This is a genomic window from Pseudoalteromonas pernae, from assembly GCF_039831865.1.
Taxonomy (GTDB): domain Bacteria; phylum Pseudomonadota; class Gammaproteobacteria; order Enterobacterales; family Alteromonadaceae; genus Pseudoalteromonas; species Pseudoalteromonas pernae.
In genome coordinates this window covers 429,580-451,918 of sequence record NZ_JBDODM010000002.1, presented here as the reverse complement: position 1 = coordinate 451,918, position 22,339 = coordinate 429,580, and the positions used below count along the sequence as shown (strand labels likewise).

The window sequence follows — 22,339 nt, the reverse complement described above, 5'->3', positions numbered from 1 at the left end:
AGATAGATATTTTTGTGGTGAAGCGGCAGTGCTTTGCCACCTACAAGGGGTTTTCTGATGTCATACATTGAACCAGCGATTTTGCTTGGCGGCCGCGCTCCAGAAGCTGATAACCGCAACGATGCCAGTGCATCGCAAACACCAGAAACAGCGTCCAGCTTTGCCCATGCGTTTACACAAGCTCAGTCTGATTCCAATAGCGAAGAAAAGGCATCTGCTAAAGCACAAGCGCGTGAAGTGGAGCGTAATGATGTATCAACTGTGGCTGTGGAGAATACACAAGAGCAAGATAGCTCGGGCTCCCCAATGCCCGCCCCGGATAGTCAAGAAGACCCGCATACTGTCGAGCTTGCTGATAAAGACATCGACGCACGTAACTCAGATATCGAAAATGAGTCAGAGCTTCAACTCTCAGCAGCTGATGTTGTTGAACTAAACTCACAGACAGATGAAAACACTGACTTTTTTGCTCAGTTGTTTAACCAGGTTAATTTCCAGACAGAGTTGAAACCGATAGCAAAAGAAGTGAATCAGCTGCTCAATACTGGCGATGATGTTAACGTGAATGTGTCGCAGGAAATGCGCGCCATGTTAGCTGAGCTAACACCACAGCAACTTAAGCAGCTTAACGCCTTGGTACAGCAAATGGGTAAAGAGCAAGGCGTTTCACCCGAGTTATTGAAACAGCTTGATGTTGATCTCAAGCAGCTTATCCAACAAGGCAGCACAGCAGGTGATGATAGTGATGTGCTTATGCCTGTCAAAGAGAAAGCTGCGCCACAATGGCTTGCTGGGGCTGCACAGGTAAAATCAAACAACGCGACCATGGCACTACCTCAAGACACGCCTGACGAACTTGCAGATGACTTGATTCCTGCTGTAGTGGTTGGCAAAGAGCAAGGCAAATTGGGTGAGTGGGTGAGTTCGCAAGCGCAAGATAAAAATCAGCTAAAAGCACCTGACAATGCGCAAACAAACAAACTAGCAGCGGCGATAAACAGCGCTAAAGTGACAGAGTCAGATGACGTGTCAAATCAAGCAAAAACCGATGCACAGAGCACTAGCCAAAGCCAAAAGTTACCGCCTCTTGATATCGAATTAGTGATTCAAAAAGGCCAACATGAAGGCGGCAAAGTTGTGCAAACAGCCGCCTCTGCGGTCGCACTCGATGCGCTCAGTGCTGAGCAAAAGAATCAGGTTACAGTGGGCGATAAAGTTCTTGAGCGAGTCAGTCGCACACCACCTATTAGTGAAGTCAAAGAAATGACTATGGCCGATGAGCTATCAGCAGCACGAGTGATATTGTCAAAAGGAGAGGGCACGGTTTCAACATCACCGCAAGCTCCTTTATCCGCAACCCCTAGCGCGAGCTCAGTAATTCAGCAGACACAAAACTCAACATCCGCTGCCCGCGCAGAAGCAGCATTAAAAGAAGTTATTACTCCACAAACTCAGTTATCTGAAAACTTAGCAGAACAGATGCCTGCAGCTGATAGTGCACGAAACGAATCAAATCAGGCTCTAGGTGCAAAACTACAGCAGTTTGCACAAATGTTATTAGGCCAAGTGCAGACGAGTGCAAACGCGGGCACAACCACTGAATTAAATGCAGCGATCGAAGCGGATCTAGTGCATTGGCAACACACACAAAGCGTATCGCAAGTGGCCACTCAAAGCGCACAAAACGCTCAAAAGCAATCTCTGCCATTGGACCCTGCGCTGATGCAGGCTATTAACATCACTAAAAGCGACGCCGCGCAGCAGTTGCATCAACGTGTGAATATGCTGCTTAATTTAAGTAACCAACAAGCTGAAATTAGACTCGATCCTCCTGAACTTGGCAGCATGCAAGTGCGCGTACGCAGCGAAGGCGAGCAAGCGCATGTGAATTTTGTGGTGCAAAACCAGCAAGCAAAAGAGGCGCTGGAACAAACGATGCCGAGGTTACGCGAGCTGCTAGCGCAACAAGGGTTAGCGTTGGGGGATACCAATGTTGAACAACAAGGGCAACAGCAAGAATTTGACGGTAATGAGTCGCAGTTTGCAGGGCAACAGCAAAACGCCAAAGACGAGGAAGTAGCGCAAGACGAACAGCTGATTGCTGCGCAGCAGAAAAACGCTTCGTCTAAGCAAGGAATTGATTTCTATGCTTAATAACAATTGCTATCATAATCTGGAAAAGGGCTAATTAGTGCGACATAAAGCAACTTGTTACCCTAAGATTAGGTTACTATAAATTTAACTACGTTTATTCGAGGCACCCGATGGCCGATGACAATCAAGCTGACCTGCAAATAGAAGAAGGCGGCTCTAAGAAAAAACTAATCATAATTATCGCCGTTGTTGTGTTACTCGCTGCTGGTGGTGGCGGTTATTTCATGTTTGCAGGCGGTGGTGATTCTGCACCTGCTACCTTAGATCAAGAAGCCGGCGCAAGTGGCGAAGCCTTGCCTGCTGGGCCAAGTGCACAACTTGGCAGCGCCCTATACGTTGCGATGCCAAGACCATTCGTGTTCAACGTTCCTGGGGCTGCGCGCGACCGCGTTGTACAAATTAAAGTACAACTACTGGTACGCGGCGAAGGCAACGAGGAAGCTGCGAAAAAGCACATTCCTCTAATAGAAAGTACGTTACTGAGTGTGTTTGCTGGAACAAATGCAGATGAACTCAGCACAGCGGCAGGTAAAGAATCGCTTCGTGATGAAGCTGTAGTGAAAGTACAAGAAGCATTGGAAGGCGTTGAAAGCTCAAAAGTGGTTGAGCGAGTGTTGTTTACCGGCTTTGTAATGCAGTAACGAGGTGAAGCGTGAGTGATTTATTATCTCAAGACGAAATTGACGCGCTCTTACACGGCGTTGATGAGGTCGAAGAAGAAGATGTAGCTGACGGTGCCGGTGGCGGCGGCGACACTGCGCTTCAATACGACTTCTCGTCGCAAGACCGTATTGTGCGTGGTCGCATGCCGACCCTTGAGATCGTTAATGAACGTTTCGCTCGTCATATGCGCATTAGTCTTTTCAATATGATGCGCCGCACCGCTGAAGTGTCTATCAACGGTGTGCAAATGATCAAATTTGGTGAGTACATCCACACCTTGTTTGTACCGACCAGTTTGAACATGGTGCGTTTTCGTCCGCTAAAAGGCACAGGCCTTATCACCATGGAAGCGCGTCTGGTTTTTATCCTTGTAGATAACTTCTTTGGTGGTGACGGCCGTTACCACGCCAAAATTGAAGGCCGTGAGTTCACGCCGACCGAACGCCGTATCGTGCAAATGCTACTGAAAATCATCTTTGAAGATTACAAAGAAGCATGGGCGCCAGTAATGGATGTGTCGTTTGAGTACCTCGACTCAGAGGTAAACCCAGCGATGGCCAACATCGTGAGCCCCACCGAAGTGGTGGTAATTAGTTCATTCCATATCGAACTTGATGGCGGTGGCGGTGATTTCCATATCGCTCTCCCTTATTCAATGCTCGAGCCGATACGTGAGCTGCTTGATGCCGGTGTGCAATCGGATACCGAAGACACCGACTTGCGTTGGTCGAAGGCGCTTCGCGATGAAATCATGGATGTACAAGTTGAGTTATCGACACGCTTGTTAGAGGTTGATTTATCCCTTGAGCAAGTCATGGAACTCAAAGCGGGTGATATCATCCCTGTAGAAATGCCAGAACACATCACCGTATTTGTTGAAGACTTACCGACCTACCGCGCAAAAATGGGTCGGTCTCGCGATATGGTTGCGCTGCAAATCAGTGAGAAAATCAAGCGTCCTGAGTCAGTTAAATCGGAGCTTCACGTCTTTACCAAAGGCGGCAAAAAGCTAGACTCAGATGCGGAATTAGCAGAATTAGAAGAAGACCTTCACTTGAGTGAAGGGGTAGACTTAGATTGGTAAAAGGCGCACATTGAATGGGCGTAGCAACAGAGGTTGTATGTAATGAGTGATGATCAAGATACCATGGACGAATGGGCAGCAGCCCTCGCCGAAGCAGAAGAAAGCGAAAGTGGTGGTGACCAAGGCGATGAAGCACAAGTTGCGGAACTCGATGAGCTGTCAGCCAGTTCTGAGGTAACACCTGAGGATAAGCGTAAGCTTGATACTATCTTAGATATTCCAGTGACCATCTCAATGGAAGTAGGGCGCTCGAAAATCAATATTCGTAACTTGCTGCAATTAAACCAAGGTTCTGTTGTTGAGCTTGACCGAGTCGCAGGTGAGCCGCTGGACGTGTTAGTCAATGGCACCTTGATTGCGCATGGCGAAGTGGTCGTGGTCAATGACAAGTTCGGTATTCGTTTGACCGATGTTATCAGCCAAGTTGAGCGTATCAAGAAGCTACGATGATCCGTTTTATTGCTTTGTCACTGGTAACGCTTTTTCCTGTGTGGGCACGAGCGAATGTGGACTCCGGGGCTGCAGGTAATGCATTGAACCTTAATGTGGTTTCTATGCTGCTGTCATTGGCTTTGGTGGTAGTGACCATAATCGCTTTAGCATTTTTAGTGAAACGTTTTAACCCGCACATGACCACCAGTGAGGACTTCAAAGTTGTTCGCTCTTTGGCGCTTGGCACCAAAGAGCGTTTGCTGGTGGTGGAGATCGACAATAAGCAACACTTGCTTGGCGTCACTCCCAACGCTATTAATTATTTATACGAACTACAAAAGCCATTGCCAGAGCGTGAAATGACGCCTTTGGCAAAACAATTCAGCCAACTACTCAATACTAAAAATAAGACATAACACTATGAAATACTGGCTAATACTTCTTATTGCCGCGCTTGTGAGTCCCACTGCATTTGCAGAGCAAGGATTGCCCGCAATTACCGTGACTACCAATGCCGATGGCACACAAGATTACTCCGTAACCTTACAAGTATTAGCCATCATGACGGCGCTGAGCTTTATTCCAGCAGCTGTGATTATGATGACCTCCTTTACCCGTATCATCGTAGTGCTGGCAATTCTGCGCCAAGCTATCGGCTTGCAACAAACCCCTTCCAACCAAGTGTTATTAGGGATGTCGCTGTTTTTGAGTATCTTTATTATGGCGCCGATTTACAATCAGGTTCATGATCAAGCGATAGCGCCTTATCTTGATGAAAAAATGACGTCTATGCAGGCATTAGAGGCGGCGAAAGAGCCGATGAAAGCCTTTATGTTGTCGCAAACGCGTATCAAAGATTTGGAAACATTTGCGCAAATCGCGGGATACGACAAGCTAGATTCACCCGCGGACACACCGCTGATAGTGGTGATCCCAGCCTTTGTAACCAGTGAACTGCAAACCGCATTTATCATCGGTTTTATGTTCTTTATTCCATTTCTTATCGTCGATTTGGTGGTTGCCAGTGTCCTGATGGCGATGGGTATGATGATGCTATCGCCGATGATAGTGTCACTGCCGTTTAAGATCATGTTGTTCGTATTGGTTGATGGCTGGTCATTGGTGATGGGCACCTTGGCACGCAGCTTTGGCTTGGGGACGTAACTATGGAACCGGGAGTATTTGTCGACATTCTCAGTGACGCATTGTTCCTTGTGATCAAGCTCGTTTCGGCAATCATTGTTCCGAGTCTTATTGTCGGTTTGATTGTGGCCGTGTTCCAAGCTGCCACTTCAATCAACGAACAAACACTGAGTTTTTTACCGCGTTTATTGGTAACGCTAACCGCGTTAATCATCGGTGGCCACTGGTTTACTCAGCAGTTAATCGACTTCTTTAATCGCTTAGTGATGTCTATACCAGAAATAGCGGGTTAGCGATGGAATACCCCTTTGCCATCATTATTCAGTGGCTGAGTGACTACTTACTTCCGCTGATCCGTGTACTTGCAATGCTGATGGTTATGGCGGGGATTGGTGCACGAAATGTGCCCTCGCGTATTAAGCTTGGATTGGCCTTGGTGATTGTTCTGGTTGCTGTTCCGGTGTTACCTCCGGTGCAATTCACTAATCTGTTTTCTTTCGAAATGATCCTCGTTGTGTTGCAACAGATACTCATAGGTGTTGCCATGGGATTTGCATCACAGCTGTTACTCAATACGTTTATTTTGGCTGGTCAAATCTTGGCAATGCAAACTGGTTTAGGTTTTGCGTCGGTGGTTGACCCGAGTAATGGTTTAAATGTACCCGCGGTGGGTCAGTTCTACCTTATCTTAACCACGATATTGTTCTTTGTGCTCGGTGGACATTTGATGATGATTCAAATGATAGTGCACAGTTTCATTGCATTGCCGATTGATGGAACTTGGTGGGTGGTTGACCACTACTGGGATATTGTCACCTGGGGTGGATGGATGTTTACCAGTGCTTTAGTGTTGGCATTGGCACCGCTCACTGCGATGTTGGTTATTAACTTATCGTTTGGGGTTATGACTCGAGCGGCTCCACAACTTAATATTTTCTCCATAGGCTTCCCCTTTACCTTAGTGGCGGGTCTAACTATTATTTGGGCGACCTTGAGTAACTTTATGGCGCAGTTCGAAGCGCAGTGGTTACGCATGGTGGAGCTGATGTGCTCCATGGTCGGTTGTGCACCGTAGGAGTGACTGATGGCTGAAGATTCAGGTCAAGAACGCACCGAAGAACCCACGCCCAAAAAGCTCCAAGAGGCGAAAAAAAAGGGGCAAATAGCACGTTCCAAAGAATTGGGCACCACCTTCGTGCTTATCATGTCGGCGGTATCACTGTTGATATTTGGTCCAGGGATTGGTTATGGCCTTCATACTGTTATGGAGCGCATGCTCAGCCTCAGCCGCAATGAAACCTACGACACCACCAAAATGTTCGCAGCATGGGGAGCCGTGGCTGAGTCGTTAACTTACCCACTGGCCATGTTTGTGTTGGTCATTATTATCGCAGCATTTGTTGGTAACACCTTGCTTGGTGGCTTTAATTTCTCATGGCAAGCGATGGCACCCAAAGGCAGTAAAATGTCGCCTCTTAAGGGCTTCAAGCGGATGTTTGGGCCGCAGGCGGCAGTAGAACTCATCAAAGCTATTTTGAAGTTTGGATTGGTGGCTGCATGTGCATTTTTACTCATTAAAATGTACTTTTTTGAAATCTTACACCTGAGCTTAGAAACCACACCAGGTAACATTGCTCACGCATTGGAAATTCTTGCATGGATGTTTCTCGCACTTAGTTGCACCATGGTAGTGGTGTCGTTAATTGATGTGCCATATCAAAGCTATAACCACCACAAACAATTAAAAATGACGTTGCAAGAGGTTAAAGACGAGTACAAAAACTCCGAAGGTGACCCGCAAATTAAAGCGCGGATCCGCCGCACGCAAAGGGAAATGTCGCAGCGTCGTATGATGCAAGAAGTCCCAGATGCTGACGTAGTGGTAACCAACCCGACGCACTATTCCGTGGCGCTGAAATACGACACTGAACGCGCAGGCGCACCAATTATGGTAGCCAAAGGGGGCGATGAGCTGGCGCTGCAAATTCGTAAGATAGCCAAAGGGAATGATGTGCCAATTGTTGAATCACCGGTATTAACAAGGGCGCTTTATCATACCACCGAAGTGGGAGAACAAATCCCAGAGCAACTGTTCACAGCGGTGGCACAGGTGCTGGCCTATGTTTATCAGCTGAAACGTTTCCAAAAAGGCCGCGGTCGCAGGCCGACTAAATTGGGTAATTCCTTACCTATTCCAGATGATTACCAATACTAAGTAGCTAAATTTTAAAAGAAATAACTAATCCTAAAGCTGGCCTAGTCTTTGCAATATCCCCTGCAGTGTCAATTTTTTGCTGACTGCATTGTATGGATTTTAAGGCCGTTCTAACCCAGCTAAATCGAGATAAAAAAGAATATGCCAAAGGCGTAGGCACCCCCTTATTGGTGCTTGCAGCATTGGCTATGGTGGTACTACCCATGCCACCATTTTTACTCGATGTTCTGTTTTCCTTTAATATCGCGCTTGCACTCGTGGTGCTATTGGTCACCGTATACACCATGAAGCCACTTGAATTTGGTATGTTCCCCGCAGTGCTTCTGGTCGCTACCATTATGCGCTTGGCATTGAACGTTGCCAGTACTCGAGTGGTGTTATTAGAAGGTCATCAGGGCGGAGATGCCGCAGGTAAAGTGATTGAAGCGTTCGGCTCGGTTGTAATTGGTGGTAACTATGCCGTCGGTTTAGTGGTGTTCTTAATCCTTATCATTATCAACTTTGTGGTAATCACCAAAGGTGCAGGGCGTATTTCTGAAGTATCCGCACGTTTCACACTTGATGCGATGCCGGGTAAGCAAATGGCTATTGATGCCGACCTCAACGCCGGTTTCATCAGTGCAGAGCAAGCCCGAGAACGTCGCGAGGAAGTGACCCGTGAAGCGGATTTCTACGGTTCAATGGACGGTGCAAGTAAATTCGTAAAAGGGGATGCGATTGCCGGTATCGTGATTCTGGTTATCAACATCGTCGGCGGCTTGTTCGTGGGCATGATTCAACACGACTTAAGCTTTAGCAACGCGATGGAAGTGTACACTTTGCTGACCATTGGTGATGGCCTAGTTGCACAGTTACCTTCGTTGCTTCTTTCCATTGGCACCGCGATTGTTGTAACGCGTCAAAATGAATCACACAACATGGGTGATAAAGTTAAGGCGCAGCTGGGTAACGAAAAAGCGTTGTGGATCGCCAGTGGTATTTTGATCACTATGGGTTTGGTCCCAGGTATGCCACATGTCGCCTTCCTAGGGCTGGGCATACTGATTGGTTTTGTTGCTTACTACACACAAAAACAAGCGCGTATAGCTGAGCAAGAAGAACAGGAAAAAGCAGCCGGCGGCGGTAACACCAATGTGGCTACTCGTGACGAACCTAAAGAGCTTGGCTGGGATGACGTGCAACAAGTTGATGTGATTGGCCTTGAAGTGGGTTATCGCCTTATTCCACTCGTTGACCAAGCTCAAGGTGGTGAATTGCTTAGCCGTATTAAAGGCGTTCGTAAGAAGCTATCGCAAGAGTTCGGTTTCCTTGTGCCTCCTGTGCATATCCGAGATAACTTAGAGCTCGACCCTAACGCCTATCGCATTACGCTGATGGGAGTGGGCAGCGGTGATGGTGAGCTTAGCCATGGTGACGAGCTTGCAATCAATCCGGGGCAAGTATTTGGTCCAGTCAATGGCGTCGCAACGAAAGATCCCGCGTTTGGTTTGGATGCGGTATGGATTAAACCAGATCAAAAAGACGAAGCGCAGTCACTCGGTTACACAGTGGTTGATGCCGCGACCGTGGTGGCAACTCACATCAGCCAACTGCTAACCAATAATGCATCGTTATTGCTTGGTCATGAAGAAGTACAAAGTTTGTTGGATATGTTGGCAAAGAGTCATCCACGTCTAGTAGAAGGCTTGGTGCCAGACGTACTGCCGCTAACAACCGTGGTAAAAGTATTGCAAAACTTACTCAATGAAGGTGTCGCCATTCGTGATATGCGCACCATAGTACAAACCCTTGTTGAGTATGGCCCTCGTAGCCAAGACCCTGACGTATTAACCGCTGCGGTAAGGATCTCTTTGCGTCGACTCATCGTCCAAGATGCCGTTGGCGCGAGCCCTGAAATCCCTGTCATAACATTGGCACCTGAGTTGGAACAGATGTTGCATCAGTCACTTCAGAATGCGGGAGATGAAGGTGCGGGCATTGAGCCTGGCCTCGCAGAGCGACTACAAATGTCACTGAGCGAAGCCCACCAAAGCCAAGAAATGGCGGGTGAACCTTCCATCTTACTGACCTCGGGAATGTTAAGAACAGTGTTATCACGATTCGTGAAATACACCATTCCGGGCCTTAAGGTAATGTCTTACCAAGAGGTACCTGATGAGCGTCAGATTAAGATTGTAAGCTCCGTAGGACAGCAATAAACAAACGGCGATGCCAATGGCTTAGCCAACTGAAATAGCCGTAAAGCTAAGCCATGTGGTGGCACCGATTGTGTAGAGGGTGAAGTTATGAAAATTAAACGTTTTTTTGCAAAAGACATGCGTACAGCGCTTAAAGAAGTGAAAGATGAACTCGGTGCAGATGCAGTCATCATGTCGAATAAGAAGCTTGCTGATGGTGTTGAAATTGTCGCTGCAATTGATCACGAGCGTCCGGCCCCTGCGAAAACGCACGCACCTCAAACTAAGACTGCGCCAGCGCAAGCAATGAATGCGCAGCAAGTTGCTCAACCGCAATCACAGCCTAGTCGAATTGTGCAGCCACAAACACGCTTTAATCGCCCTCAACCGCAAGAATCAAATCAAGGTGTTGCAGATTCTTTGCAAGCACTGCTTGAGCGCCAAAACCCACAGCCTAAAAATGCCGTGTTGGCGGATATGTTCTCGCAATCGGGTATCGACCTAAATGCCGCTCAGCAAACGCGTGCAGCACAGCATCCGCACCAAGAAACGCCAGCCTATGCGCAACCTGAGCCTCGCGCATACGCACAACAGCACAGCACTCGCCCTGAGCAGCAAATGGCGGCATCTATGCAGCTTGATGATGACTTAGATGGTGATGATTTCGCTGACTTCGCAGCGTCGAAGCCACACAGCAATGAACGCGCCCGTGCAGCTCACATGAACAATGATGAAGTGAGTGCGATGCGCGATGAGATGAATGCCATTCGTCAGCTTTTAGAGCATCAAGTCTCAGGTTTATTACATCAAGACCGCGCGCGCCGCGACCCGACCCGTGCATGCTTCATTGAACGCCTGCAAGGTATGGGTATTGAGGAATCAGTTGCCGAGCAACTAGTTCGCTATGTGCCTGACGATTTGTCACGCAAAGAAGCATGGCAGGTGGTGCTGGAAATGATGCACAAACAAATGCACACCACGGGCAATGAAATTTTGCGCCATGGCGGTGTGTATGCGTTGGTAGGCCCAACGGGTGTGGGCAAAACCACTACAGTCGCTAAGCTTGCAGCATTGGGTGCGCAAAAATACGGCGCAGATAATGTCGCGTTGATCACCACAGACACCTACCGTATTGGCGCGTTTGAGCAGCTCGCAACCTATGGCCGCATTATTGGTTGTCCGGTTAAACAGGTAAAAGATGCCAATGAACTGGCCGATGTGCTTTATCAACTTCGCAATAAGCGTCTAGTATTAATTGACACGGCGGGGATGAGTCAACGCGATTTACGCTTGAGTGAACAGTTAAATACGCTTATGCGCAATGCTTCAGTGGACATCAGAAGCTATTTAGTTTTAAGTGCCACGGCACAGCGAGAAGTGTTGCAAGAGTCAATTAAACACTTCCAAAAAATTGACTTAAGTGGCTGTATTTTCACCAAACTTGATGAAAGTCTAAGTTTGGGCGAGATTATGAGTGTAGCGATTCAAAATCGTCTCCCAATAGGGTATCTTACTAACGGTCAGCGTGTTCCAGAAGATATTCGAGTGGCGAACTCAGAAAAAATGGTTAGAAAGGCTGAACAATTGTTTATTAAACGTCAAAAAGCAAAACAAACAGCGGCTCCAGTGGGGCGTCAGGCAGTGGCGTCTCAAGCAGTAGGAATGTATGATTAACACAGTGCACGATCAAGCAAGCGGCCTTCGTAGAATGAATCAGAATAATAATCAAGGCGTTAAAGTCATCGCCGTCACAGGCGGCAAAGGTGGCGTAGGTAAAACTAATGTATCGCTCAACTTGGCTATAGCCATGGGACAGCAAGGTAAACGTGTACTCGTACTCGATGCCGATTTAGGGTTAGCCAACTGTGACGTAATGCTTGGTCTGCGTGTTGAAAAAAACCTTTCTCATGTACTCAGTGGCGAGTGTGATCTGCGTGATATTCTCGTTACGGGTCCTGCGGGTATTCGCATTGCACCTGCAACATCCGGCTCCCAATCTATGGTTGAGCTTAGCCCTGCTGAACATGCAGGGCTTATTCGCGCGTTTAGCGAACTTGATAATGACTTCGACGTACTCATTGTTGATACCGCAGCAGGTATCTCTGACATGGTGCTTAGTTTTTCTCGCGCTTCTCAAGATGTGGTTGTGGTGGTGTGTGACGAACCCACGTCTATCACAGATGCGTATGCGCTGATCAAAATCCTAAGCCGCGAGCACGGTGTTTATAAATTCAAAATTGTTGCCAATATGGTTCGCAGTTTACGTGAAGGCCAAGACCTTTTTGCTAAGCTTTCTAAAGTAACAGACCGATTTTTAGATGTGGCTTTGGAGTTGGTAGCAACCATTCCTTACGATGAGAACATGCGTAAATCAACACGTCGTCAAAAAGCCGTCGTTGACCTGTTTCCTAATTCACCTGCTTCTGTGTCACTTAAAAGTTTGGCCAGTAAAGCAGTGAAATGGCCCGTACCGAATCAGCCTTCGGGCCACCTAGAGTTTTTTATTGAGAAGTTAGTCAATAACTAGCGGTTAGAGCAACTATGAATAGAGTCGCCGGGTATCAGCACCAACAGCAATTAAACTCTCTTGTAGAGCGCCATGCTTCACTTGTAAAGCGTGTTGCGTGTCATCTTTTAGCGCGTTTACCGGCCAGTGTTCAACTCGACGATTTAATTCAATCCGGCATGATTGGCCTGATCGAAGCCTCGAAAAGTTTCGATGCTTCAAAAGGGGCGAGCTTTGAAACCTTTGCAGGTATCCGTATTCGCGGGGCAATGCTGGATGAGATACGCCGCGGTGATTGGGCGCCTCGTTCCGTACACAGAAATAGCCGTTCGGTCGCGCAAGCGATAAACGAGCTTGAAGGCGTTTTAGGGCGCGAGCCTAAAGATGTTGAAGTAGCTGAAAAACTTGATATTTCCCTTGATGAATACCATCATATTTTAAATGATGTAAATTGTTCTAAGGTGTTAGGCATCGAGGACTTGGGTGTGGATGAAGATGTCATCGTCACCCATAGCGATCAATCAGACACAGGCAAACCTTTTGCCAGTGTCCAAAATGAACGCTTTAACAGTGCATTGGTTGAGGCGATCAAGTCGCTACCTGAACGTGATGCATTGGTATTATCGTTGTATTACAACGATGAAATGAATTTAAAAGAAATAGGGCAAATACTGGACGTAAGCGAGTCCCGTGTGAGCCAAATCCATGGTCAGGCAATGATTAAGCTCAAAGCGAAAGTCAGTGACTGGGTCAATTAGTAGTAAGTAGAAACAGGTTCATACCTCACTGGAGGATACTTTGGATAAGAACATGAAAATTCTTGTGGTTGATGACTTTTCAACGATGAGAAGAATCATTAAAAACCTTTTGCGTGATTTGGGCTTCACCAACGTGCAAGAAGCGGACGACGGTAGCACGGCATTGCCAATGTTACAGAATCAAGAGTTCGATTTCGTTGTCACTGATTGGAACATGCCAGGTATGCAAGGCATCGACCTTCTTCGTGCCATCCGTGCAGACGATAACCTAAAACACATTCCAGTATTGATGGTGACGGCTGAAGCAAAGAAAGAACAAATAATTGCAGCAGCTCAAGCGGGTGTTAATGGCTACATTGTTAAACCATTTACCGCAGCGACACTGAAAACAAAACTGGATAAAGTGTTCGAGCGTTTAGGTTAACAGATTAAGGAGAGGCATATGTCAGCTCCCGCTGCACCTCATATTACCCTAGAACAGGCTAAGCAGCTTGTTTCCTTTCTTGAACAAGGTGAGCAGGAAAAAGCTGACCAGCTGATCCTAGATGCTGCTTCTAAAGAGCAGTCTGAATTATTTGCCGAAGTGGGAAAACTCACTCGGCAGCTTCATGAGTCACTGAAAAACTTCCAATTGGATACCCGCCTGACTGATTTGACTCATGAGGCGATACCTGATGCCAAGCAACGCCTCAATTATGTAATGGAAATGACTGAGCAGGCCGCTAATAAAACCATGGATGCGGTCGAGGCAAGTCTTCCTATTGCAGAACAATTGTCTACGGACTTACACCAAATCAAACCTTCTTGGGACAAACTGATGCGCCGTGATTTAGAGATCGGCGAATTCAAACAGTTGTGTCACCAACTCGATGGTTTTATGGGTCGTTCACAAGAAAGTACTTTGGAATTGCATGATTTGCTCAATAACGTGTTGATGGCTCAGGACTATCAAGACCTCACGGGACAGGTGATACGCCGTGTAATTGAGTTGGTACGAGAAGTTGAAGACAGTTTGATTAACTTACTGACTGTGTTTGCAGGTGAAGACGTTGATGTAAGTGCTATTGAGCGCGAGAAAACAACCTCTTCATTCGGTGGTGAAGGTGCTGAAGGCCCAATCATAGATTCGGAATCTAGAGATGACGTGGTATCAGGGCAAGATGAAGTAGATGACTTGTTGTCGAGCCTAGGATTCTAAGAGGAGAGCGGTTGCATGAGCTTTGAAGTAGATGAAGATATTTTACAAGACTTCTTGGTAGAAGCAGGTGAGATATTAGAACAGCTCTCTGAACAATTGGTTGAGCTGGAAAATAACCCGGACGACAAGGATCTACTCAATGCCATCTTCCGCGGTTTCCATACCGTGAAAGGCGGTGCAGGGTTCCTCGCCATGAACGAGCTGGTAGATGCGTGCCACGGTGCTGAAAACGTGTTTGATATACTCCGTCAAGGGCAGCGCAGGGTAACGGCTGAACTGATGGACGTGATCTTGCAAGCGTTGGACACCATTAATGAGATGTTCGCGCATATCAAAGCACGTGAAGAGCCTGAACCTGCAGACCCGCACCTACTCGAAGTTTTGCACCAACTCAGTGAACCTGAAGTGGAGGGCGAACAAATTGCTGCACCTGCACCTGTCGAAGCCGCGACGCCCGAGCCTGTCGAGTCAGAATCAGCTGATGATTTTGATATGGGCTTTGGTGACGATATCCTGTTCGATATGGATGGTGGTGATGTAGCCGATGAAAGTATCGATGAAATCACCGAAGAAGAATTTGAGCACTTGCTTGATGAATTGCACGGTGCCGGAAAAGGCCCCTCCGCGGATGCGCAGGGTGGCGATACATCTGCTCATGGTGGTGATGACATTACCGATGATGAGTTTGATTCATTGTTGGACGAATTACACGGAGCGGGTAGCTTCGGCGTAATTAGCGATAAATCAGCGCCCGCAACGCCGAGCACACCAGCACCAGAACCAGTTAGTGAAACCCCCGCTGCAACTGGCGATGACGAAGAAATTACCGAAGACGAATTTGACGCTCTGTTGGATGAATTGCACGGTAAAGGCAATGCACCGTCGGTGACCGATAGTGGTGATACTGCAGCGAATGAGCCAGCGAAAACACCGGCTCCTGCAGCTAAAGCGCCAACACCGAATCCAGCACCTGCGGCCGCACCTAAACCCGCACCTGCAGCCAAACCTGCTGCCAGCGCTGCGCCCGCAACCGAAGCGAAAAAGCCAGCTGCAAAAGCAGCGCCTGCGCCGCAGGCAGAAACGACAGTGCGCGTGGATACCAAGCGTTTAGACCAAATCATGAATATGGTAGGCGAGCTAGTATTGGTGCGTAACCGTCTAGTTACCTTGGCGAACAACACCAATAGCGAAGACATGGGCAAAGCCATTTCTAATCTTGATGTGGTCACGGCTGACCTCCAAGGTGCGGTGATGGCAACGCGCATGCAGCCCATCAAAAAGGTATTTGGTCGTTTCCCTCGCGTAGTACGCGACCTAGCCCGTAGTTTACAAAAAGACATCTCTCTTGTACTTGAGGGTGAAGAAACAGATTTAGATAAGAACCTCGTTGAAGCACTAGCCGATCCGCTTGTGCACTTAGTTCGCAACTCAGTGGATCACGGCATTGAAATGCCAGATGTTCGCGAACAAGCTGGTAAATCGCGTACAGGTTTAGTGACCCTCTCAGCGTCGCAACAGGGCGACCATATTCTCCTAAGCATCCAAGATGACGGTGCGGGTATGGACCCTGAAAAGCTCAAAAAGATAGCTATTGGCAAAGGCGTTATCGATCACGATCAAGCGGCAAGACTTAGCGATACCGAGGCATATAACCTTATTTTTGCCCCTGGCTTCTCAACCAAAGAAGAAATCTCCGACATCTCAGGTCGAGGTGTGGGCATGGATGTGGTTAAAACCAAGATTAGCCAACTCAATGGCACCATCAATATTGAGTCACAGCTTGGAGTTGGTACGCGTTTAGATATTAAAGTGCCGCTGACACTGGCGATTCTACCTACGCTGATGGTGATTGTTGGTTCGCAAACCTTCGCTTTACCTTTGGCTGCGGTTAGCGAAATTTTCCACTTAGACTTAACCAAAACCAATGTTGTCGACGGTCAGTTGACTATTATTGTGCGCCAAAAAGCAGTACCGCTGTTTTACCTTGAGCATTGGTTAGTCAAAGGTGCTGACCGCTCTGTTCGCAAAGCACAAGGTCATGTTGTTATCGTTCAATTGGGCACCCAGCAAATTGGTTTTGTGGTTGATTCATTGATTGGCCAAGAAGAAGTTGTAATTAAGCCGCTTGATGCCTTATTGCAAGGTACTCCCGGTATGGCAGGCGCGACTATCACTTCAGACGGTGGTATTGCGCTTATTCTGGATGTGCCTAGCATGCTTAAACACTATGCTGGTCGCTCAAGTGTTAACTAATTAGAGTAACCCATGGCTGTAAAAGTATTAATTGTTGATGACTCCAGTTTCTTTCGCCGTCGTGTCACCGAGATTCTTGAAGGTGACAGCCAAATAGAAGTCATTGATACCGCGGTAAACGGTGCCGATGCCGTTGAAAAAGCCGCAGCTTTGCGTCCAGATGTTATCACCATGGACGTGGAAATGCCTGTTTTAGATGGTATTTCTGCGGTGAAACAGATCATGGCGAAGACACCAACACCGATTTTGATGTTTTCTTCGCTGACCCGAGAGGGGGCCAGTGCCACCCTTGATGCGCTTGACGCAGGGGCGTTGGATTTCCTGCCGAAGAAATTTGAAGACATCGCCCGCAACAACCAAGATGCAGTGGAAATACTGCGTCAGAAAGTCAAAGAGCTTGGCCGCAGACGCCTAGCACGTTTCAGCCGACCGGTGTCTACCGCATACACGCCAGTTAGGCCACTTACAAACGCCAAGACAACAGCTCAACCAGACAAAACGTTTCAGCGCACCAGCACTGAAACGAGTGCTCCTGCGACCCAGTATCGTGCATCCGGTAAAAAGTATCGTTTGGTGGTCATTGGTACTTCTACTGGGGGGCCAGTGGCGCTGCAAAAAATTCTGACGCAACTACCAGCCGATTTTCCATTGCCGATTTTACTCGTGCAACATATGCCCGCCGCGTTTACGCCAGCATTTGCACAGCGCCTTAACAATTTGTGCAAAATTGAAGTCAAAGAAGCGCAGCAAGGCGATAAATTAAAACCAGGTGCTGCGTATTTAGCTCCTGGTGGCCAGCAAATGATGTTTGATGGCCGCTCGTCACAACCGACATTGAAAGTGTTCATGGACGATAACCCAAGAACTACTTACAAACCCAGTGTGGATATCACCTTCGCCAGTAGCGCCAAGCAATTTGGCGGTGACGTGTTGGCGATTGTCTTAACTGGCATGGGCGCAGATGGCAGAGAAGGGGCGCGTATGCTCAAGCAAAGTGGCTCAAAAGTATGGGCTCAGGATGAGCAGTCGTGTGTTGTTTATGGCATGCCGCAGGCGATAGCTAACGCCGGTTTACATGACCATCAAGCCGCGTTAGACGATATTGCCAACCACCTAATAAAGGAAGTGGGCCGTGGATAAACTCTCGGTAGTTGGATTAGTTGTTGCGCTTGGAGCCATCTTATTGGGCTTCGGGATGGAAGGTGGAGTGATTTCAGGGCTGTTTCATGGGCCCGCATTCATTATCGTTTTCGGTGGTACAATCGGCGCGGTGATGCTGCAATCACAATTACCAACCTTTAAAAAATCATTAGAAATCTTCAAATGGGTGTTCACCCCACCACACTATGATGCGCCTGCGGGCATTGAGCAAATTAAGAATTGGACCAGCACAGCACGTCAAAAAGGTTACCTTGCTCTTGAAGAAGAAGCACTGACTACCGAAGATCCTTACGCGGCGAAAGGTTTGAGTTTGCTTATCGATGGCTCTCAAGAAGAGCGCTTGCGAGACACCTTAGATATTGAGCTCACCTTAGAGCGGGAACGATTATTAGATGCAGCGCGTGTCTACGAGGCCATGGGCGGTTATGCACCGACGATTGGTATCTTAGGCGCGGTATTGGGGTTAATCCAAGCGATGGCTTATATCACTGAGCCAGAAAAGCTAGGTGTCGGGGTTGCCACTGCATTCTTGGCAACTATTTATGGCGTAGGTTTAGCCAACTTGGTGTTTCTCCCAGTGGCTAACAAACTTAAGCAAGTCATTGAAGACAAGATGCTTTATCACGAGCTTATTGCAGAAGGGATCATCGCAATGCAAGTTGGTGAATCGCCAGCAAATATTGAGCTCAAACTTGAGGCCTATATTGCTGATCGCCATGTAAGCTCAGGGTACTAGTTGTATGCGTCTTCGCCATCGTCGTGGTCATGCTAAAGAGTCACAACATACCCATCGTTGGCTGGTTTCCTATGCCGACTACATGACCATTATGTTTGCGTTTTTTGTAGTGATGTATGCTATTGCCATTAACAACAAAGACGAGCAATTTGCTGTATTTTCTCAAACTCTTGAGCAAATCTTTGATAAAGCAACGAATATCACCGCCGCTGATGGCAATAATGTATCTACTAACGGTTTATTGACACAGCCTTTACCGCCTACAGAAGATCTGCTCCATGGTGAAAGCGTGCAACCTGAATCCCCCGCCAGTAGCAAAATCTTGCCAGAGCACACAGATGTTAGCTTGGTGGCACAGCAAGAAATGGGTGAGCCACTTGAGAGCTTATTGGATAAATTTACTGGCGCGCTGTTGAATGAAATTCGCCAAGGCGATGCGCAGATAGAATTGAATGACGACTGGCTGACCATTGAAATGAGTTCTGGCATGTTATTCCCAAGTGCGAGTGCCACGGTTACCAATCAAGCAAAAGACGTCATCGCCAGAGTGTCTGATATTATTCGCCCAATGCGAAATTACTTGCGTATTCGCGGCTACACTGATGATTTGTCTATTCGTAATGAGTTGTTTAATTCAAACTGGCAGTTAAGTGCAGCTCGCGCAGCAGAAGTGGTTAAACAACTACAAGATCAGAATATCAACCCTTCACGTATGGCGTTAGAAGGCTATGGTCAGTACACCCCCTTTGCTGACAACGACACCCCAGAAGGGCGGGCACAAAATCGCAAGGTGGTCATTGCCATCTCCAAATACGCGCTGCCAGAAGAATCCCTAGTTGCCTCACCAACAACAGACGTGGAGCAGGTGACTCCGGCGCCGGAAGTCGAAATACCCAGTGAAGACAACACCATAAAAATAATACAGTTACCACACGGTGGTATAAGAATAACGACGCGCAATGAGGATAACAGGTAATGAAGGTTTGGACTGTGGCCAACCAAAAAGGTGGGGTAGGTAAGACCACCACAACGGTGACATTAGGCGGATTACTTGCTGCTCAAGGCAAACGTGTTCTGCTTATCGATACCGACCCGCACGCCTCACTGACCTACTATTTTGGTATCGATTCAGAGCAAGTTGAAATCAGTGCATATGATGTTTTTGCCCGTGGCAAGAGTATGCAGGCAGAGGAAATATTACAGGCGCTGTGTCCAAGTGGTGTGGAAAATATTGATATTCTCCCAGCCACGATGTCTATTGCTACGCTCGATAGAAGCATGGGTAACAAAAATGGCATGGGCCTGATTTTAAAGAAGGTGCTGGCAAAAATCAGTGATTATTATGATTATGCTCTGCTCGATTGCCCACCTGTTTTAGGCGTGTTAATGGTCAATGCCTTAGCAGCGAGCGAACGTGTGCTCATCCCAGTGCAGACCGAGTTTTTGGCGCTCAAAGGCCTAGACCGCATGATGCGCACGATGGAACTGATGCAGCAAAGTACCCAAGGCAACGCCTATCAATATACCGTGGTTGCGACCATGTATGATAAGCGTACCAAGGCCTCGCTGGAGGCATATAAAAAATTGCGCGCGACCTACAACGAAAGCGTTTGGCCTGGTGTGATCCCCGTTGATACTAAGTTTCGCGATGCCAGTTTAGCGCAGCAGGTACCTAGTGAACATTGTCCGAAAGCACGTGGGGTGCAAGCTTATCGCGCATTACTTGATTACCTACAAAATAAACATTTGGGTGGCTCATGAGCGGTATTAACGACAGAGTAATGCGCCAATACCTCGATGCCCTTCTTAATGAAGATGCGCCGAGCCCCAAAGCTGTTAAGGCAACGCAAACAAAGGCCAAGCCAGTTGCGCTCAAAGAGCAAGCACCAGCTGTTAATGTGCAGCCAATTGAACAACTGCTCGCACAAGTGCCTGATGAAGATGTGGCACAGCAAGTTGAAGCAAGCCCACAACCCGCTGAGGTGCAACAGCAGCATATTGCACAGCAGGCCGAGAAGTTGCTGGCGGATGAGCAAAAGCAGCAGCAAAATCAAAGCAAACAAGCTGTGCCATTGCGTGCGCCGCAAGCAGCCCGTGAACAATACATGGAAGGCGAATTCCAAGCGCTGTTCTTTGATGTAGCGGGATTAACTTTGGCGGTGCCGCTAAAATCACTTGGCGGCATACATCAGATCACTGAAGTCAATCAATTGTTCGGTAAGCCAGCTTGGTTTAAAGGTGTGATGCTCAACCGAGAAGAGAAAATAAACCTAGTTGATACCGCTCGCTGGGTGATGCCAGAAAAATATGACAAAAATTTGGAACAGGCATTAAACTATAAGTATGTGATTATGCTCGGAGAATCCCAGTGGGGGTTGAGTGCCGAGAACTTGATCAATAATGTCACCTTGAAAGCTGAAGATGTGAAGTGGCGTCAAAGTCACGGTAAGCGTCCGTGGCTCGCCGGTGTCATCAAAGATAAAATGTGTGCCTTGATAGATGTTGAAAACCTGCAATTGTTATTAGAGCAGGGCTTTGATAGTCAAGACCACTAAGATTAAACAATATTGCAACCCAAACCGCAGCAGTACAGCGGTAATACGGAGCTAAGTATGAGCGAAGAGAGAAAAGTGTCAGCACATGATGTCGATAGCAGCGATGAAGTTTTGCAATGGGTCACCTTTCGCCTAGAGCAAGAAACCTATGGTATCAATGTAATGCAGGTACAAGAGGTACTTCGTTATACTGAGATTGCTCCTGTTCCCGGCGCGCCAAGTTATGTGCTAGGAATTATTAACCTGCGTGGCAACGTGGTTACCGTGATTGATACGCGTGCACGTTTTGGTTTGATTGATGCTGAGGTAACAGACAATTCTCGTATCGTCATTATCGAAGCGGAAAAGCAGGTAATTGGTATCTTGGTGGATTCAGTAGCTGAAGTAGTTTATCTACGTAGCTCAGAGATTGATAGTGCACCAAATATTGGTACTGAAGAAAGCGCTAAGTTTATCCAAGGCGTATCGAATCGTGATGGCGAACTACTTATCTTGGTTGATCTAAACAAACTGCTCAATGATGATGAGTGGGATGAGTTGAGTAACCTATAAGTAATGAAAGATCCGAATATTTTACTATTGATAGCCGTGGGCGTAGTGGTATTGCTCGCGGTTTTCGTCGTTATTGCCTTGGCTCGTTTAAGCCGCCTCGCCGCGTCTCATTCTGAGTTACAAAAGCAAATTAAAGATGCTGAACAGACACAGAATCAGAGCCAAATCCTGAGAGCGGAAGTGGCCGAAGTGCGAAATGCGCTAGAGAATATGGCAAGTCACGTACAACAATTACGTGAGCGAACCCAAGAGCTGGCGCAATTGCAGGACAACATCAAAGAGGCTGATCCTCAAGCGCGATTATATTCACGTGCGGTGAAGATGATTGAATTGGGGGCGCCGATGGATGAAGTAATGCAAGAGTGTGAGTTGCCTCGTGCCGAGGCTGAGCTACTGTTCTCTTTGCACGGTAAATCAACTAGCTAGCGCTTCGCTAGTAAGGTCAGGCCTTAATATTGAGCTTGTTGCTAAAATTCTGCCACCCAGGTGGAAACTTCCCTCTTAACACATAAGAAAAAGCAATAAGCTCAGCGATAACATAATAGAGTTCCCTAGGGATCTCTTGCCCTTGCTCTAACATCTCTAATGTTCTCGCTAAATCAGCATCTTGGTGAATCAAAATCCCTTGTTCTTGAGCTGCCTCGATAATGTGCTCAGCCAGCTCACCGTATCCTTTGGAGCTGACGGTTGGCGCACTACCTGGTTCATAGAGCAGGCCAATTGCGCTGCGTTGCGTGTTGTTTGTCATCTCG

Annotated in this window: 24 protein-coding genes; 23 read left to right on the top strand and 1 reads right to left on the bottom strand. The window is 47.5% G+C overall.

Translation table 11 applies throughout. The features are described 5' to 3' along the window. The first annotated feature begins 57 nt into the window (after window positions 1-57). The 23 genes from V1358_RS06255 to V1358_RS06145 all read left to right on the top strand — a co-directional run bounded on the left by V1358_RS06255 (window position 58) and on the right by V1358_RS06145 (window position 22,013). Window positions 58-2,154, top strand: coding sequence for a flagellar hook-length control protein FliK (locus V1358_RS06255; RefSeq protein WP_347392934.1), 2,097 nt, complete (start codon window positions 58-60; stop codon window positions 2,152-2,154). 110 nt (window positions 2,155-2,264) lie between these two features. Next, the gene (fliL, locus tag V1358_RS06250; protein ID WP_347391078.1) at window positions 2,265-2,795 is read left to right on the top strand and encodes a flagellar basal body-associated protein FliL; all 531 of its coding nucleotides are present in this window, start codon (window positions 2,265-2,267) and stop codon (window positions 2,793-2,795) included. An 11-nt stretch (window positions 2,796-2,806) separates the two neighbouring features. After that, on the top strand, window positions 2,807-3,901 hold the full coding sequence (gene fliM / locus V1358_RS06245; RefSeq protein ID WP_347391077.1) for a flagellar motor switch protein FliM: 1,095 nt from the start codon (window positions 2,807-2,809) through the stop codon (window positions 3,899-3,901). A 42-nt stretch (window positions 3,902-3,943) separates the two neighbouring features. Next, a complete protein-coding gene (fliN, locus tag V1358_RS06240; RefSeq protein ID WP_347391076.1) occupies window positions 3,944-4,351 on the top strand; it encodes a flagellar motor switch protein FliN in 408 nt (135 codons plus the stop codon). Further along, window positions 4,348-4,749: a flagellar biosynthetic protein FliO gene (gene fliO / locus V1358_RS06235; RefSeq protein WP_347392933.1), complete on the top strand. Its 402-nt coding sequence runs from the start codon at window positions 4,348-4,350 to the stop codon at window positions 4,747-4,749. Before fliN ends, fliO begins: the two co-directional genes overlap by 4 nt. Window positions 4,750-4,753: 4 nt before the next feature. Next, window positions 4,754-5,497 (top strand): flagellar type III secretion system pore protein FliP, encoded by a 744-nt coding sequence (fliP, locus tag V1358_RS06230; RefSeq protein ID WP_347392932.1) that lies wholly within the window; start codon window positions 4,754-4,756, stop codon window positions 5,495-5,497. A 2-nt stretch (window positions 5,498-5,499) separates the two neighbouring features. Next, complete coding sequence (fliQ, locus tag V1358_RS06225) at window positions 5,500-5,769, top strand: flagellar biosynthesis protein FliQ (RefSeq protein WP_347391073.1); 270 nt, start codon at window positions 5,500-5,502, stop codon at window positions 5,767-5,769. 2 nt (window positions 5,770-5,771) lie between these two features. Next, on the top strand, window positions 5,772-6,551 hold the full coding sequence (gene fliR, locus V1358_RS06220) for a flagellar biosynthetic protein FliR (protein ID WP_347392931.1): 780 nt from the start codon (window positions 5,772-5,774) through the stop codon (window positions 6,549-6,551). A gap of 9 nt (window positions 6,552-6,560) precedes the next feature. Next, window positions 6,561-7,691 (top strand): flagellar biosynthesis protein FlhB, encoded by a 1,131-nt coding sequence (gene flhB / locus V1358_RS06215; RefSeq protein ID WP_347391071.1) that lies wholly within the window; start codon window positions 6,561-6,563, stop codon window positions 7,689-7,691. Window positions 7,692-7,783: 92 nt separating this feature from the next. Next, a complete protein-coding gene (gene flhA, locus V1358_RS06210; RefSeq protein WP_347392930.1) occupies window positions 7,784-9,889 on the top strand; it encodes a flagellar biosynthesis protein FlhA in 2,106 nt (701 codons plus the stop codon). A gap of 87 nt (window positions 9,890-9,976) precedes the next feature. Beyond that, on the top strand, window positions 9,977-11,542 hold the full coding sequence (flhF, locus tag V1358_RS06205; protein WP_347392929.1) for a flagellar biosynthesis GTPase FlhF: 1,566 nt from the start codon (window positions 9,977-9,979) through the stop codon (window positions 11,540-11,542). Then, window positions 11,535-12,395 carry a MinD/ParA family protein gene (locus tag V1358_RS06200; RefSeq protein ID WP_347392928.1) on the top strand — a complete coding sequence of 287 codons (861 nt, stop codon included), beginning with the start codon at window positions 11,535-11,537 and terminating at the stop codon, window positions 12,393-12,395. Before flhF ends, V1358_RS06200 begins: the two co-directional genes overlap by 8 nt. 14 nt (window positions 12,396-12,409) lie before the next feature. Then, the gene (locus tag V1358_RS06195) at window positions 12,410-13,132 is read left to right on the top strand and encodes an RNA polymerase sigma factor FliA (protein WP_347391067.1); all 723 of its coding nucleotides are present in this window, start codon (window positions 12,410-12,412) and stop codon (window positions 13,130-13,132) included. A 40-nt stretch (window positions 13,133-13,172) separates the two neighbouring features. Next, window positions 13,173-13,556 (top strand): chemotaxis response regulator CheY, encoded by a 384-nt coding sequence (gene cheY, locus V1358_RS06190; protein ID WP_347391066.1) that lies wholly within the window; start codon window positions 13,173-13,175, stop codon window positions 13,554-13,556. Window positions 13,557-13,574: 18 nt separating this feature from the next. Further along, window positions 13,575-14,330 carry a protein phosphatase CheZ gene (locus tag V1358_RS06185; RefSeq protein WP_347391065.1) on the top strand — a complete coding sequence of 252 codons (756 nt, stop codon included), beginning with the start codon at window positions 13,575-13,577 and terminating at the stop codon, window positions 14,328-14,330. Between the two features lie 15 nt (window positions 14,331-14,345). After that, window positions 14,346-16,583 carry a chemotaxis protein CheA gene (locus V1358_RS06180; protein WP_347392927.1) on the top strand — a complete coding sequence of 746 codons (2,238 nt, stop codon included), beginning with the start codon at window positions 14,346-14,348 and terminating at the stop codon, window positions 16,581-16,583. A 12-nt stretch (window positions 16,584-16,595) separates the two neighbouring features. After that, window positions 16,596-17,723 carry a protein-glutamate methylesterase/protein-glutamine glutaminase gene (locus V1358_RS06175; RefSeq protein ID WP_347391063.1) on the top strand — a complete coding sequence of 376 codons (1,128 nt, stop codon included), beginning with the start codon at window positions 16,596-16,598 and terminating at the stop codon, window positions 17,721-17,723. Beyond that, on the top strand, window positions 17,716-18,480 hold the full coding sequence (locus V1358_RS06170) for a flagellar motor protein (protein ID WP_347391062.1): 765 nt from the start codon (window positions 17,716-17,718) through the stop codon (window positions 18,478-18,480). The genes V1358_RS06175 and V1358_RS06170 overlap by 8 nt, the downstream gene beginning before the upstream one ends. 4 nt (window positions 18,481-18,484) lie before the next feature. Then, the gene (locus V1358_RS06165; protein WP_347392926.1) at window positions 18,485-19,456 is read left to right on the top strand and encodes an OmpA family protein; all 972 of its coding nucleotides are present in this window, start codon (window positions 18,485-18,487) and stop codon (window positions 19,454-19,456) included. Next, window positions 19,456-20,241 (top strand): ParA family protein, encoded by a 786-nt coding sequence (locus V1358_RS06160; RefSeq protein ID WP_347391060.1) that lies wholly within the window; start codon window positions 19,456-19,458, stop codon window positions 20,239-20,241. The genes V1358_RS06165 and V1358_RS06160 overlap by 1 nt, the downstream gene beginning before the upstream one ends. Beyond that, a complete protein-coding gene (locus V1358_RS06155) occupies window positions 20,238-21,035 on the top strand; it encodes a chemotaxis protein CheW (RefSeq protein ID WP_347392925.1) in 798 nt (265 codons plus the stop codon). The genes V1358_RS06160 and V1358_RS06155 overlap by 4 nt, the downstream gene beginning before the upstream one ends. A 57-nt stretch (window positions 21,036-21,092) precedes the next feature. Beyond that, window positions 21,093-21,587 carry a chemotaxis protein CheW gene (locus V1358_RS06150; protein ID WP_347391058.1) on the top strand — a complete coding sequence of 165 codons (495 nt, stop codon included), beginning with the start codon at window positions 21,093-21,095 and terminating at the stop codon, window positions 21,585-21,587. Window positions 21,588-21,590: 3 nt separating this feature from the next. Then, window positions 21,591-22,013, top strand: coding sequence for a DUF2802 domain-containing protein (locus tag V1358_RS06145; RefSeq protein WP_347392924.1), 423 nt, complete (start codon window positions 21,591-21,593; stop codon window positions 22,011-22,013). Between the two features lie 16 nt (window positions 22,014-22,029). On the opposite strand, the gene V1358_RS06140 is transcribed toward V1358_RS06145, so the two are convergent. Beyond that, window positions 22,030-22,335: an EscU/YscU/HrcU family type III secretion system export apparatus switch protein gene (locus tag V1358_RS06140; RefSeq protein WP_347392923.1), complete on the bottom strand. Its 306-nt coding sequence runs from the start codon at window positions 22,333-22,335 to the stop codon at window positions 22,030-22,032. Between the last annotated feature and the right edge of the window lie 4 nt (window positions 22,336-22,339).